Here is a 12,383-nt window from a genome sequence, read left to right on the forward strand (position 1 = left end):
TATTGCACCTCATGGGAAAAGAATTCAAGAGGCAATGCTCGTGGGTAAATTAAATCTTTGGCGCAACTTTCTGAATATCATCACAAAATTGCGCTAAAAGATCATTCGTTTTCAATTCTGGGTGCTAACAGGTAGTTGACCATGCCGTTTCCTTCTGCAATCTCAAACTCCAAACGGACAGGATAGTTCGTTCCGAGATTGATATCTGCAGCTGTTCCCCCGGGTATGGATCTGACCATGTTCGAGAAATAGTCCAGCGGGAACATGCTTTTTACAGATTCCTGGCAGTCAAGTGAAATAAGCTGATCTTTAGCCAATTTAAGATTTACGCTATCTGTATCTCCTTCTGAATACATTTCAAAATCATCTGGAGAAGCTGAAAGCGCAATATGATCTGATACAGATTCTGCTGCCTTTATGCCTTTCTGAAGCTCATCTACTCCAAGGCTTATCTTGGCAGGCAGTGCAACATTTGGCACACGGGGGTCGCTCATTCCTGCTGTATCAACAAGATTCATTTTTCTCACAATGTTTCCAACGCGGATAATCAATCTGTTTTTCTCATCGTTCTGGTCGATCTCTAAAATGTCTCCACCACGAGAGAGTTTCAGAACCTCTTTGATTTTATCCAGGTCGATTCCCAGCTCCATATCGTCTGCGCTAAACTCTTCAAAAGCTGTTTTTTCAACTCGCATATCGACCATAGCAACATGTGCTGGATCTACTGCTTTAATCTCTAATCCCTCTGGATCAATATTGAATTTAGCTTCATCAACAAGAGTGGATACAACATCGACAATTCCCTTAAGGGTTTCAGATTTTATCTTAGCGTGAAACATTGAATCTCCCCACATTACCTTAACTTTCTCTCAATTTTAAATCTTCTTAGTATTGTCTCCACTTATTTCCACATTTACAACATGTAAGAAAGGTGGTTTCAGGTTCGTCAGACTTTCTAGTTTGTCTAAGATACCAATAAGCTTCATTATGTCCACATTTCGGACATGGAACGTTTGTTTTAGGCATGGTGCCCTCGATAGCATCGACTACTGGGCAATCTTCCACATCTGTTTTTTTCTTTTGTATCGTAATCTTTTCCCCGCCTTGAACAGGCTCTTTGTTTCCACATCTGCATGTGACAAAACCGTCTACTGCCTGGGTAGGGAAGAGCAATGATCCGCATTTACTACAGAACATAATCTCGCCTGGTGTTGGTGATATGTAGAGAGGTATTAAAGCTTGTTTTTATAAAATCCTGTTTCATTGCAGAATTTTCACAGCTTGAGACCTCTCTCTTCGTTTTTACCTTTAACATATCATATATATACACTTTTAGATATGAGAATAGCTTTGATTCATCAACACACTGTGATTGAAAATAAAAGAAAGCAGATTGGATCATATCATCAACTTAAAATACTGATATCGTTTAATGCGCGAGGATAAAAATAAATCGTGAATCTTTTCATCTCGATATGAGAAGATTCGAGGATAAACTACGAATATCATCTAAAGCTGTGTTTAATTCGCAGAGATGATGATTGTTGTAACCTCGTTCACTTTAAAGGTCACTAACTAAAATCACTGTAATTCAGAGGTAAAAATATGAAACTTAAATTTCTTGGAGGCGTAGAAGAAGTAGGAAAATTGGGGATGCTCCTTCATGAGGACAATGTCAATCTCCTGTTTGACTACGGCATGGCCGCAGACAAACCCCCTACCTATCCACTGCCAGCTCCGAAACCAGATATGGTGTTCCTAACACACAGCCATTTAGACCACTGCGGAATGCTTCCCTGGATCGCAAAGAACTATGGAACTGAAATAATAGCAACACCGCCGACTGTCAAGGTTACAGAACTCCTTGTGCGTGATTCCATAAAGATTGCGAAAGCCGAAGGGTATCCAGAAGTCTACAATGAAAATGACATAGATGAATTGATGAATAACTTTACAACGATGAGTTATACCGAGGTCATGGACATAGGACCTCTGGAAGTTTCACCATATCCAGCAGGACATATTCCTGGTGCAGCGATGTATGAGATTTATGGAGACTCCACCACCGTATTTACCGGGGACATTCACACATGCAACATGCGTCTGGTAAAGGGAGCTAAGCCTGTTAAGTGCGATAATCTGATTATTGAAGGTACTTACTCCGGCAGAAATCATCCTGACAGAAAGAAGACTGAAAGAGAACTCATCGAAAGCGTAAAAGAAACCGTAGAAAACGGCGGAAAGGCTATAATTCCCTGTTTTGCAGTCGGTAGAACCCAGGAAGTAATGATGATTCTTAAGAATCTTAAATACAATATGTGGGTAGACGGCATGGGAAAATCTATTTCCAAGATCTACAAAACTTTCCCCGGATATATCAGGTCTGAACATGATCTGAAAGAATCCAGACGTCGTTTTTCAGAAGTTACCTATTCCAGAGACAGGAAACAGGCGAGAGCTGAGGCCCAGGTCATTGTGGCTACAGGCGGTATGTTAGACGGAGGCCCTGTTCAGACATACATAAATGATGTGAAAAACGACCCGCACAGTTCAATTCTACTGACCGGTTTCCAAGTAGAAACTTCAAATGGCTACAATCTTCTCAATAACCGCACTATGAACATTCAGCTGGCCAGAGATCAGCCTGAGCAGACGATTAAGGTTAAGTGTAATCTGAAGAAATTTGATCTCAGCGCGCATGCAGGCCAGGATGACCTGATTAAATTTGTAGAAGGCTGCGACCCGGAAAATGTAGTGATCATGCATTCGGATGACCGCGAGCCATTTGCCAAAGAACTGAGAGACCGCAACTTCAACGTAATACTTCCAAAGACCAACGAGGAGTTCGAACTCTGATGAATATTGAATCGTATATACTGGAAGACTTAGGGTTTGGAGACATAACTTCAGATGCGCTGATTGATGATAGTTTGACAGGAACTGCAGCAATCATTGCAAACGAACCCTGCGTTGTAGCCGGTATATGCGAAGCAGAAGCTGTTTTTCAATATTTCAACATTAAAACAAACGCTTTGGTTTCAGACGGTCAAAGTGTTGAAAAAGGAGATATAATCCTTGAAGTGAGCGGTTCTCTGAAATCCATCCTTTCTGCTGAGCGCACTGCTCTTAATTTCCTGATGAGAATGTCTGGAATTGCCACAGTTACACACAGCATCTCATCCAAACTGTCTCATGCAAAGGTTGCTGCAACGAGAAAAACTACGCCTGGATTCAGGTCATTTGAGAAAAAAGCAGTTATACTGGGCGGAGGCGATCCGCACCGCTTCTGCTTGGACGATCTGATCCTCATTAAAGACAATCATATTGCAGTTGTAGGCGGAGTGGCTGAGGCTGTAATCAAAGCAAAAAAGTTCTCCTTTGCCAAAAAGGTAGAAGTTGAGGTTGAATCCATTGAGGATGCAGAGGCTGCAGTGAAGTCTGAAGCCGATATTATATTGTTGGACAATATGTCTCCTGAGAAAGCTGCAAAATGCTACAGCTTGATAAAATCACTAAATTCAAAAATCATTGTGGAAGTTTCAGGAACAATCACGCCGGAAACCGCACAGCTGTATGATGAATGCGCTGATATCATTTCGCTGGGATGGATAACACATTCTGTAAGATCCATACACTTTTCTCTTGATGTGTGTTAGTAAAGTGAGCATGACCAGATATTAGTAAACATGAAAGAGAACCAATCAGACATAAAGAATTTAGAAGACAAACATAAGATGTCGATTATTCTATACATATTCAGGAATGGAAGAGTACAGTCTATGATGCCATTCCTAAGACTCCAAGCATGCTTAATAAAATTTGATGAAGTGGAGACTATTGGTATTCTAAACAGGAACGACTCATAACTCTGGTAAAAATACAATATATGTTGACCAGACAGATCATAGGGCCATTGCAAAACGAGTGCCTGAACCTGAGTATCTGATAAAGAGTGAAGTGAGATAAAGAAGAGACTAAATTTGTTTAGCACTTGGGCGATTCTTTTAGCAAAACCAAAAGAAGAATGATTTGTTTTAACAAAATATATAGGGCAAGAATACGATAGTGGGCGATGTAGGAGTTACCGCCCTCTTGCGAGGACGGGGTTCGTAACGTGACCACACGGACTAGCTTAGTGCCAGTCTAGTATGGCAACGGTACAATCATCGATTACCATACAAGTCCAGATGCTGACTCTGGGGAAACAATTCATTGCGAATCACCTCCTGCGATCAGATCCAGACACGGTAGGATATGACCAAACTACTCCTACCGAGTCTGGCTTAGCCTTCCGCAAAAGGGACCAATGAGTCCCTTTTTTATTATATTTTCGCTTTTTGAAAATGTTATTTATTTAGATTTGAACTGGTCTGCCTGACTACCCGAGAAATAATAAATTAAAAGTTATTGCATATAATTCTAAAAAAACAAGTACACCTGTAGTAAATGTTAAGCAAAAAAGCTATATGTGCATAGAAAGCGATAAAAGAACTAAGGTGGAGGTGCTGTCCTCGTAAGAGGGCGGGGTTCGTAAAGTGAACCACTCTTTGACTGGATAATTAGATCCAGTCGATAACTATCGACAATTTGCCGATAGTTATTTTAACTCTGAATCCACGCGGGAAACGAGTTACTTTTGCTGAAATCAGCACTTTCACCCCCTACCCAACACGGATCCAAGCCCAATGGAAGGGATACCAAGCTACCTCCATTGAGCTTGGCTTCGCCAATTGGGCATTTTTTGATTGCATTTTTGATGCTTAATCAACCATGATTATCTGTGGAAAAATACAGAATTAGAGACAAGCTGACCATACCTGTCTCACCGTACTTACTCATCAGTCGTTGATATCAAATTGAAAACATTTCTGGAATTTATCATACGCATCTATCAATAGATCTTCTGCTTCCTCATCTGTTAAATTTAATGATTTTGCAATATCTAAAAGATCGTTGCCACTTTCATATTTTGTAAACACCATCAACTCCAGATCGGTCAATCCATTTTTTTTAAAGTACTCAATGAGGTCTTGATAACCTTGTCTTTTCATCTCGAGTGTCAATAGCATCAATCTCATAGTATGCAGGATGAACTCATCCACAGATGGAAAATTTTCTTTTTTAGCATGTTCGGTACATATACGGTACAAGTCTTCATCAATTTCAATGTAGAAGTCTTCTTTTTCAGACATATATAGAGTATTGCTATAGTTAATAATGTAAATTGCGTACCAATACCAAATATTTGCCCTACATACGATATACCACAGCATTAGATAATGCACCATAATGCCCAAACGGTCACCGCCGAAAGTTATGTACAGAGTTATGCTGCCTGCTGAATTAGTACCAAAAATTGACAAGATCATCCATGATGAGCAGTATGCAGGGAGAAATGACTTTACAGTTAGACTAATCAGAAACTACCTGGATGAAAAAGAAGAAAGGGATAAAATCAGCAAACAGTATGAAATGTTTGAAGCAGATAAGAAAAGAAGATTGAAAGAGTCCTCATTAGATAATGAAAATGAAGAGTGAATAAAATTAATATGAATCTGGCTATGATAATGATTTCTTTCTTCGATTTAACGTCTGCTATGTTATTTTTCAACTCTTATGAATCTATCTGATTATCAAACGATAAACCATTGTTTGATTTTTAAATAAATCGTATGAGAAATTAGTACAGCATTAAGCAAAAAAGGTATAAGCTCAAAAAACAATATGAGAACTAAGATGGAGGTGTAACGTCTCCTTTTCAGGAGACGAGGCATAAAGCCTAGAGTTTGATACCGTAAGTCATATGGCTTATGATATCTCGATACTTATCGACAATTTGCCGATACGTATCTCTATTCTGAATCCGCGTGGGATTCTAGTAATCCTGGCATAAGTAGCCAGCACATCACTCCTCCCAGAGGATTCAACCCTAAGGAGATGGGAGTCATCCACCTCCATAAGGTTGACTTCTCCCCTTTCGGGTATTTTCTGATTGTTGTTTTTCTATACATTATCAAGGGCGCTTACTCTTTTCTTTTCTGCTGACTCCAGAGTTTATACTTGTATTCCATTTGTGATTTTTCTAAATCTTCCAGATGATCTAAGTGGTTTCTCATGAGATACAAGAGAAGTTCATTGCGACTGCTGAAGACACCTATTTCCACTGCCTTATCCAGTCTGGCGATTAATTTATAGGTAGCATGAGTCTGACTGCGCTTTTAGCTGGAATACGTCTAACCATGCTAGAATGTATTTGATCTTGATTAAAACCAGTATCTGATGTTTGTTAGTATTAGATTGGGTTGGTTTAGTAACAATTAGCCTATATCATCATAATTAGATTACTATGTCAGATTTGAACGACCTCCGTTGTGATGAGTTAAGAGATGTTCACATCTGAAGCAGCATCTTCAACGGTAGCAGATCAGATAAAGTCATCAATCATTTATCTATACTTTATGCGCAATCAATATAGTATGGAAATTGAAGAGGAAAAATGTCAGTTTTGCGGTGCTCCCGCTAAGTATTTTCAATTTGCAGCTTTCATCTGCGAGAGTGATGAATGCATGGAAAAAGCAATGACTGAAAGAGGAGGACCTGCTGGACATAAAAAGAGAAAGTTAGAGATGATGCAGCAGGAATCTTCTAAACAGTGATTGCATGAAAATCATTGGATTCATTGAGACGTCTTTATTGGACTGGGACGGCCATATCGTAGCCTCGATATATCTGCCGGGATGTAATTTTCGCTGTCCGTACTGCCACAATAAGAATGTTGTTTTAAATCCAGACTCGTTTGATGAGGTCCCGCTGGAGCATATTGAATCCTATATTTCTGAGAACAAAGACTTTCTCGATGGCATTGTAGTCAGCGGAGGAGAGCCTACAATGCATGAAGACCTGCCGGATCTTTTGAAAAAAATAAAGAGAACCGGCTTGAAGGTTAAACTCGATACGAACGGAACAAATCCAGATATGCTTGAGAGTTTGATATCAGAAAATCTAGTAGATTATATTGCAATGGATGTCAAAGCGCCTCTTAACCAAAAATATTCAGATATCGCTGGTGTGGAGGTTAAATTAGACAACATAAAACGTTCCATTGATCTCATTGAAGCATCCGGTATTGACTATGAATTCCGTACTACGATCGTTCCCATACTTTTGTCTGAAGATGATGTTCTCTCAATAATATCAGAATTAGCCGGCTCAAAGAAATATGCGCTGCAGCAATTTAGACCGGATTATACTTTGGATCCTGCACTTTCTGAACTGAAGCCTTATCAATCTGAGATTATCATGAATCTTGCAGATTCTGCACAGAAAACTATCAAGACTGTTACAATAAGAGGAGATGTATAGCATTCCAGTGAACTTTAAATCAGCATTCGGGTTCACTGGCTGATGTTAATTCATATAAATAGTCTGAAATGTGACAATCAAGCATGAGAACAATCTCAGGTGTCCAGTATCTGCTATTGCCGTACCACTTGCTGGAAGTTCTGCCAGTTTTCAATATATCAATTTAACTCACATCGTTCATCTTCAATCATGTTCCCGGCATGAGTTATTGATGTCACCGGGGTTTAGCATATAAAATCTTAAATACCTGATGATTATTTGAGAGGCTACAGGCCGTCGTAGCTCAGCTGGTAGAGCGTATGACTGTTAATCCTCTTAGAAAGAGGAACAGTCATCATAAGGTCAACGGTTCGAACCCGTTCGACGGCGCATTTATTTTTTATCTTTTGTTTGTCTTGATGTGAATTCTGCAGCGTGTATGAGCATGTTGTATGCTGCTTCAAGTTCTTCTATTTCTACAAATTCATCCACTACATGAGCTAGCTGTGCGTCTCCTGGCCCGCAGATAAAGACATGCGGATTTACATTTGCAAAGTATGGTGCTTCGGTGACATACGGCATATCTACGACATCTGAATTAAGAAATTTGATAAGTTCTTCAGCAAGAGGATCACTCAGATCCGATTCAAAAGCATCCAGAATCAGCTCGCTTGTCAGTTCGTATGACTCTCCGCGCAGCCTGTTGACTATCAGGTCCTGAACATCGTGATGTGTTGTAGGAGGCTGATATCTTACATCCATCACCACTGTGCATATGTCAGTGACGACATTGTTTTTGTCTCCTCCATGTATAGTGGTAATGCACATCGACATGCCTGTCTTTTTTTGAGATGACGCTTCTACTAAATCGAGCAATCTGTCTATGCAGTAATGCATTTTCAATATGGCATCTCTGCCCAGCCACGGCTGGGATGCATGCGCAGATGTACCATTGGTTACAATATTGAATCTGAAAAATCCTTTTTCGGTATGAACCAGCTTAACAGAAGTAGGCTCGCATATGATAATCGCAGGAGCGTTTTTCACCAGCTCTGAGTCTGCCAGCAGTGCCGCACCGTACATCTGCTCTTCTTCATCAGTTGTAAAACAGATTGAAACTGGAATTTTTTTAGAGACTAAGTACTCAGCACATTCGATTATAACTGCACATCCTCCTTTCATGTCTGCAGATCCACGGCCGTAAACTCTATTGCCGTCTACTGCAGCTTGATCCCTACTCCATCCGGATCCAATAGGAACTGTATCGAGATGTCCTGAGAGTAATATACCGCCTTTACCGTATGAAGCTGTCAGAACTGGAAATGTATCCGAATTCAGGATTGAAACATCCATCCCGGCTGAAGACAGCCTGTCTGCAACATACTGAACAACATTCAGCAGGTTCGAATGAAGGTCGCTCTCAATCAATATGAGTTCTTGAAGCGTTTTTACTAAGTCATCCCTCAAAGAATCCCCTCCCGAAATTGCAGTTAGACAGAACTGCGCCATTCTGACACTGCAGTCTTGCCAGCATGAGTTTCTTATGACCTACACTTGAATTTAAAACGTTAGCAGAGGTGCAATATTTGGTCATCAAAATATACACCAGCTCTTAGGCTATATACCTTATCACAGATATTTCACAGCTGGATAAATTTGTAAAAACAATACTTTAAAAAAGTGAACAAATACGACTACAATGTAGTTTTTTTACGAAATCATACCAAAATCTTTACATCATTATACGTCTATTTCTAATATCGGAGGGTTATACAAAATGACCGATGAACGTGCAGAACGCAACGTCGAATTTGAGACAGTAAGATCGGAGAAGATCCCCTTTGGAAAGAGCAATTTCATAGAAATAGCTAGGAAGAAGGCGATCTCGAAAGACGGAGAAGAATCAGAGTTCATCTCTATATCCCGTGGCTACACTCTCCGCGATGGAACCGAGAGATATAAGAAGTCTGTAACTATTCCTGATGAGACTGAAATAAAAGAATTCATCGCAAACCAGGTTAGTTCGATCTGAATCCTTTTTCAAGGAGTTCCAGATACGAACTCCTAATTGTTTTTCTTAATTTTAGTTTATTCATCAATTCAAACAATCTAGCTTTTGCTTCTTCAAGATCTTCGTCCTGGATTTCCAATTCTACAAAATTGCCTAAATTTGTTACATTATCTATTGCAACTTCTATACCCTCTAAATCGTATGTTTTTCTATTTTTCTCAACTATGGCAGCTTGTGTGAATCCAAGATTGTTTAGAATTTTAATGAGAATTTCCGGTTCTGAAATTGGAACCCCCAATTCTTCCCTGGTTTTGGTATCTTTATCCAGCTTAGGACCTTTGTAATGAAGAGTGAATGAACCGTTTTCATTCCTGAGCCTCAAGGCTTCATCTGTTTCCACAAAGTTTCTGGCAGGATGTGCAAAGTAAATATCTTTCTGAAAAAGCGTATCTTTGAATCTAGCGCCTAGATCCTCTAAAATTTTCTCTACGCCTTCTGGATCATCGCAGGCTGATTTTATTTCAATCTCCAACATGTGGATGAAGATAGAATAGGAAGTTAATGCAAGTTTCCAATACATTTAACTGCTTCTTACAGCATACTGGAACATTGCAATGTTCTGCATTGTTTGTGAGGACCATGAGATTCTGTATTCATTGTGGAAATGAGATACCTGATGATTCCAATTTCTGCACAAAGTGTGGGCTTCCACAAAGTACCGTACTGCCTCAGCCGGTAATTCAGCGGCCGAGCACTACACAGTCAGTAATGTCATTCGGAAGCACCTTGGGGACGCTTGTTTCTCTGGCAATGTTCATCCTTGCAGCGGTTCTGCTGTTTGAACTGTATCTTGGAATTCCCACAGTGGCAGAAGCGTGGAATCACTCTTTTTCGATATTTATCATCCTCAATGGAGTTACACCGCTGTTTACACTTGACAATTCTCTGTTTATTTTTTACATATTTTTCATCGTGATGATACTGGCAAGCTTTGCAGTTCTGATAATGAGGAGCAAAACCACATTTGTCAGGGAGCTGACGATGAAACCTGTCAAAGAGCACAGTCCGCTGTATACAGTATGTACCCTTATCATGGTCTCAGTTCTGGTCTCGATAATTATCCAGGTCGTAATTCCAGCATTGACCGGGCAAACCTCACACTCCCCGTCAGTTGACGATGATGCAAAATGGCAGATATTATTCAGTGCAGCAGAAGCTCCTGTATGGGAGGAGCTCATCTCCAGAGTACTTTTGATTGGAATTCCTCTGCTGGTAGTCGACTTAGTGCTGAATGCTGTCAACAAGAAATACGAAAGGAAACCTCTGAAACGGTATATTCTCGGAGGAGGTTTCAGCTTCGGATCAAAAGAGATATTATTTCTGCTGATCTCATCAATTATGTTCGGCTATGCCCATTTAGGCGGATGGGATGTTTACAAGATAATTCCTGCTACAGTTGCAGGACTTGCAATGGGCTATCTGTTCCTGAAATACGGACTATATGCATCCATATCATTCCATGCAATCAATAACCTGATCGGATTTTCAACAAGCATGAACGACAACCCTGCATTCTTATTGATCGCAGGACTAGTTTCTCTGCTGATGGTTCTGTTCGGAATTCCATACCTAGCTAACTATGCATACAAAGTATCAAAGTGGATATCAAAAAGCATAGAAAAACCAAAGGGAGTTGCTCAGCCTTTAGCTGCCGATGAGTGCCCGTTGCCGGAAGAAGAGCCCGTTCAAGAAATGCATTCAGAGCCTGAACCGAATACAATTGGATTCAGGTGTAAAAACTGCGGAAACGATTCCGCAGTGTTTGAAAATGGAGAACTGGTGTGTACAAGATGCAGATTTAAAAATTAAGCAGCTTCTTCAGTACATCTCTGGACTCCAGTGCATCATCCCACCCGCGGGATTCTATTACATATCTTCTGGATCCCAGGGCTTCTAATACTGCCGGGAAATCAACTGTTCCCTTTCCAATAGGCAGATGCTCATCGGAAACGCCCATATTGTCATGTATGTGCACATTTACAAACCTGTCTTTCAGACTCAGAAATTCTTGTACTGTGTCTGTCGTATTGGCATGACCGATATCAAAGCAGATTCCCAGTTCAGTACCTTCCAGCAGACTGAGCAGATCTTCTGGCACTGTGCCCATGCACATTGGACAGGCCGGCATATTTTCAAAGGCTATTTTTACACCCAGCTCAGCGGCTTCAGCTTCCAGTCTGAATAAAGAAGCTTTCGTGATGTCTATTACCTTCGACTTATCAACCATTCCCAGAGGCGACATGAACCCAGGATGAACAGTGGCAACTTCGATACCCAGCTTATTGCACGATCTCATACAGGATATCAGCTCATTCAGGGAAGCTTCCAGCATGTTTCTGTTAAGAGAGCCGATGTTGATGTCGCTCATCGGGGTATGTACAGAAAATGAAAGATCGTAAGATGGTGCGTATTCCAAAAAATCAGTTTCAATATCGGGGAGGCTGTGTCTTCCTTCCGCCACGATTTCCCAGGATGAAAATTCTGAAGAGATCTTTTCCAGCATGCTGCGGAATGAAAAGTGAGAAAAGTATGGAGAAGAGACGGCGATCATTCATCTTCCTCCTTAATAGTACTCTCAGCCAGGTAATCAATTACCTCATCAATGTTGTCATCTCTGATTACAACTGAAATATTGCCTAATGCAGAGTGCTCATCCTGAAATGAGATCTTCCCCATGAATGCAGCCTGTTTGTTAAGTGTAAAATGGATTGAATCGTCCGTTCTTCCCCTGAGGAGCACAGACCTTGCAGAATCCCTGATCTGCGTATCCCAGATAAGATTTCGAAGCTTTTCCCCAGACTCACAGACCAGTGTGAGATGCTCATCACCGGTTATCTCTCCCTCTGGAAAGATGTTGTGCATTGCCTGACATACTTTTTCTTTTTCTTCGGTGGGATGGCATTCACATTCAGCGGTAACAATCATAATACACTCTAACTGCCGAGGCATATAAGTATTTAGAGAAGAATGC

General features: G+C 40.6%; 15 protein-coding genes and 1 tRNA gene. 8 read left to right on the forward strand and 8 right to left on the reverse strand.

Annotated elements, in window-relative coordinates; genetic code table 11:
* Positions 1 to 101: 101 nt before the first annotated feature.
* Together pcn and H729_RS08475 are read right to left on the reverse strand one after the other, a co-directional pair.
* Positions 102 to 839 carry a proliferating cell nuclear antigen (pcna) gene (gene pcn / locus H729_RS08470; protein ID WP_020449593.1) on the reverse strand — a complete coding sequence of 246 codons (738 nt, stop codon included), beginning with the start codon at positions 837 to 839 and terminating at the stop codon, positions 102 to 104.
* 46 nt (positions 840 to 885) lie between these two features.
* Positions 886 to 1,197, reverse strand: coding sequence for a transcription factor S (locus H729_RS08475; RefSeq protein WP_048134094.1), 312 nt, complete (start codon positions 1,195 to 1,197; stop codon positions 886 to 888).
* Between the two features lie 408 nt (positions 1,198 to 1,605).
* Between H729_RS08475 and H729_RS08480 the strand changes: the two genes are divergently transcribed.
* Both H729_RS08480 and nadC read left to right on the forward strand, forming a co-directional pair.
* The gene (locus H729_RS08480) at positions 1,606 to 2,856 is read left to right on the forward strand and encodes an MBL fold metallo-hydrolase (protein ID WP_020449595.1); all 1,251 of its coding nucleotides are present in this window, start codon (positions 1,606 to 1,608) and stop codon (positions 2,854 to 2,856) included.
* On the forward strand, positions 2,856 to 3,656 hold the full coding sequence (gene nadC, locus H729_RS08485) for a carboxylating nicotinate-nucleotide diphosphorylase (protein WP_020449596.1): 801 nt from the start codon (positions 2,856 to 2,858) through the stop codon (positions 3,654 to 3,656). The genes H729_RS08480 and nadC overlap by 1 nt, the downstream gene beginning before the upstream one ends.
* Positions 3,657 to 4,838: 1,182 nt before the next feature.
* Here the strand turns inward: nadC and H729_RS08495 are convergent.
* Positions 4,839 to 5,192: a hypothetical protein gene (locus tag H729_RS08495; RefSeq protein WP_147554425.1), complete on the reverse strand. Its 354-nt coding sequence runs from the start codon at positions 5,190 to 5,192 to the stop codon at positions 4,839 to 4,841.
* 97 nt (positions 5,193 to 5,289) lie between these two features.
* Here H729_RS08495 and H729_RS08500 point away from each other — a divergent pair, with 97 nt between their 5' ends.
* The 4 genes from H729_RS08500 (at position 5,290) to H729_RS08515 (ending at position 7,731) form a co-directional block, all read left to right on the forward strand.
* Positions 5,290 to 5,538: a hypothetical protein gene (locus H729_RS08500; RefSeq protein WP_147554426.1), complete on the forward strand. Its 249-nt coding sequence runs from the start codon at positions 5,290 to 5,292 to the stop codon at positions 5,536 to 5,538.
* Between the two features lie 848 nt (positions 5,539 to 6,386).
* Entirely contained in the window at positions 6,387 to 6,656 is a 270-nt protein-coding gene (locus H729_RS08505) for a hypothetical protein (RefSeq protein WP_020449599.1), read from the forward strand.
* Positions 6,657 to 6,660: 4 nt separating this feature from the next.
* A complete protein-coding gene (locus H729_RS08510; RefSeq protein ID WP_020449600.1) occupies positions 6,661 to 7,362 on the forward strand; it encodes an anaerobic ribonucleoside-triphosphate reductase activating protein in 702 nt (233 codons plus the stop codon).
* Between the two features lie 272 nt (positions 7,363 to 7,634).
* Positions 7,635 to 7,731 (forward strand) — tRNA-Asn (locus tag H729_RS08515).
* 3 nt (positions 7,732 to 7,734) lie between these two features.
* Here the strand turns inward: H729_RS08515 and H729_RS08520 are convergent.
* The gene (locus tag H729_RS08520; protein WP_172618692.1) at positions 7,735 to 8,808 is read right to left on the reverse strand and encodes a M20 family metallopeptidase; all 1,074 of its coding nucleotides are present in this window, start codon (positions 8,806 to 8,808) and stop codon (positions 7,735 to 7,737) included.
* A complete protein-coding gene (locus H729_RS10075) occupies positions 8,798 to 8,935 on the reverse strand; it encodes a hypothetical protein (protein ID WP_172618693.1) in 138 nt (45 codons plus the stop codon). Before H729_RS10075 ends, H729_RS08520 begins: the two co-directional genes overlap by 11 nt.
* Before the next feature lie 183 nt (positions 8,936 to 9,118).
* Between H729_RS10075 and H729_RS08525 the strand changes: the two genes are divergently transcribed.
* A complete protein-coding gene (locus tag H729_RS08525; protein ID WP_020449602.1) occupies positions 9,119 to 9,373 on the forward strand; it encodes a hypothetical protein in 255 nt (84 codons plus the stop codon).
* Here the strand turns inward: H729_RS08525 and cyaB are convergent.
* On the reverse strand, positions 9,360 to 9,932 hold the full coding sequence (gene cyaB, locus H729_RS08530) for a class IV adenylate cyclase (RefSeq protein ID WP_020449603.1): 573 nt from the start codon (positions 9,930 to 9,932) through the stop codon (positions 9,360 to 9,362). The genes H729_RS08525 and cyaB overlap by 14 nt on opposite strands.
* A gap of 59 nt (positions 9,933 to 9,991) precedes the next feature.
* Here cyaB and H729_RS08535 point away from each other — a divergent pair, with 59 nt between their 5' ends.
* Positions 9,992 to 11,221 carry a CPBP family glutamic-type intramembrane protease gene (locus H729_RS08535; protein ID WP_020449604.1) on the forward strand — a complete coding sequence of 410 codons (1,230 nt, stop codon included), beginning with the start codon at positions 9,992 to 9,994 and terminating at the stop codon, positions 11,219 to 11,221.
* Here H729_RS08535 and H729_RS08540 read toward each other — a convergent pair.
* Complete coding sequence (locus tag H729_RS08540) at positions 11,211 to 11,963, reverse strand: sugar phosphate isomerase/epimerase family protein (RefSeq protein WP_020449605.1); 753 nt, start codon at positions 11,961 to 11,963, stop codon at positions 11,211 to 11,213. The genes H729_RS08535 and H729_RS08540 overlap by 11 nt on opposite strands.
* On the reverse strand, positions 11,960 to 12,337 hold the full coding sequence (locus H729_RS08545) for an RNA-binding domain-containing protein (RefSeq protein ID WP_020449606.1): 378 nt from the start codon (positions 12,335 to 12,337) through the stop codon (positions 11,960 to 11,962). Before H729_RS08545 ends, H729_RS08540 begins: the two co-directional genes overlap by 4 nt.
* Between the last annotated feature and the right edge of the window lie 46 nt (positions 12,338 to 12,383).

The sequence above is a fragment of the Candidatus Methanomassiliicoccus intestinalis Issoire-Mx1 genome, assembly GCF_000404225.1.
GTDB classification, from domain to species: Archaea; Thermoplasmatota; Thermoplasmata; order Methanomassiliicoccales; family Methanomassiliicoccaceae; genus Methanomassiliicoccus_A; species Methanomassiliicoccus_A intestinalis.

Bases quoted from the DNA above. Each gene is read 5' to 3' on its own strand.
- H729_RS08475 (WP_048134094.1), bottom strand. From the start codon at position 1,197: ATGTTCTGTAGTAAATGCGGATCATTGCTCTTCCCTACCCAGGCAGTA.
- nadC (WP_020449596.1), top strand. From the start codon at position 2,856: ATGAATATTGAATCGTATATACTGGAAGACTTAGGGTTTGGAGACATA.
- H729_RS08525 (WP_020449602.1), top strand. From the start codon at position 9,119: ATGACCGATGAACGTGCAGAACGCAACGTCGAATTTGAGACAGTAAGA.
- H729_RS10075 (WP_172618693.1), bottom strand. From the start codon at position 8,935: ATGACCAAATATTGCACCTCTGCTAACGTTTTAAATTCAAGTGTAGGT.
- H729_RS08545 (WP_020449606.1), bottom strand. From the start codon at position 12,337: ATGATTGTTACCGCTGAATGTGAATGCCATCCCACCGAAGAAAAAGAA.
- H729_RS08510 (WP_020449600.1), top strand. From the start codon at position 6,661: ATGAAAATCATTGGATTCATTGAGACGTCTTTATTGGACTGGGACGGC.
- H729_RS08500 (WP_147554426.1), top strand. From the start codon at position 5,290: ATGCCCAAACGGTCACCGCCGAAAGTTATGTACAGAGTTATGCTGCCT.
- H729_RS08535 (WP_020449604.1), top strand. From the start codon at position 9,992: ATGAGATTCTGTATTCATTGTGGAAATGAGATACCTGATGATTCCAAT.
- pcn (WP_020449593.1), bottom strand. From the start codon at position 839: ATGTTTCACGCTAAGATAAAATCTGAAACCCTTAAGGGAATTGTCGAT.
- H729_RS08505 (WP_020449599.1), top strand. From the start codon at position 6,387: ATGTTCACATCTGAAGCAGCATCTTCAACGGTAGCAGATCAGATAAAG.
- H729_RS08495 (WP_147554425.1), bottom strand. From the start codon at position 5,192: ATGTCTGAAAAAGAAGACTTCTACATTGAAATTGATGAAGACTTGTAC.
- H729_RS08480 (WP_020449595.1), top strand. From the start codon at position 1,606: ATGAAACTTAAATTTCTTGGAGGCGTAGAAGAAGTAGGAAAATTGGGG.
- H729_RS08540 (WP_020449605.1), bottom strand. From the start codon at position 11,963: ATGATCGCCGTCTCTTCTCCATACTTTTCTCACTTTTCATTCCGCAGC.
- cyaB (WP_020449603.1), bottom strand. From the start codon at position 9,932: ATGTATTGGAAACTTGCATTAACTTCCTATTCTATCTTCATCCACATG.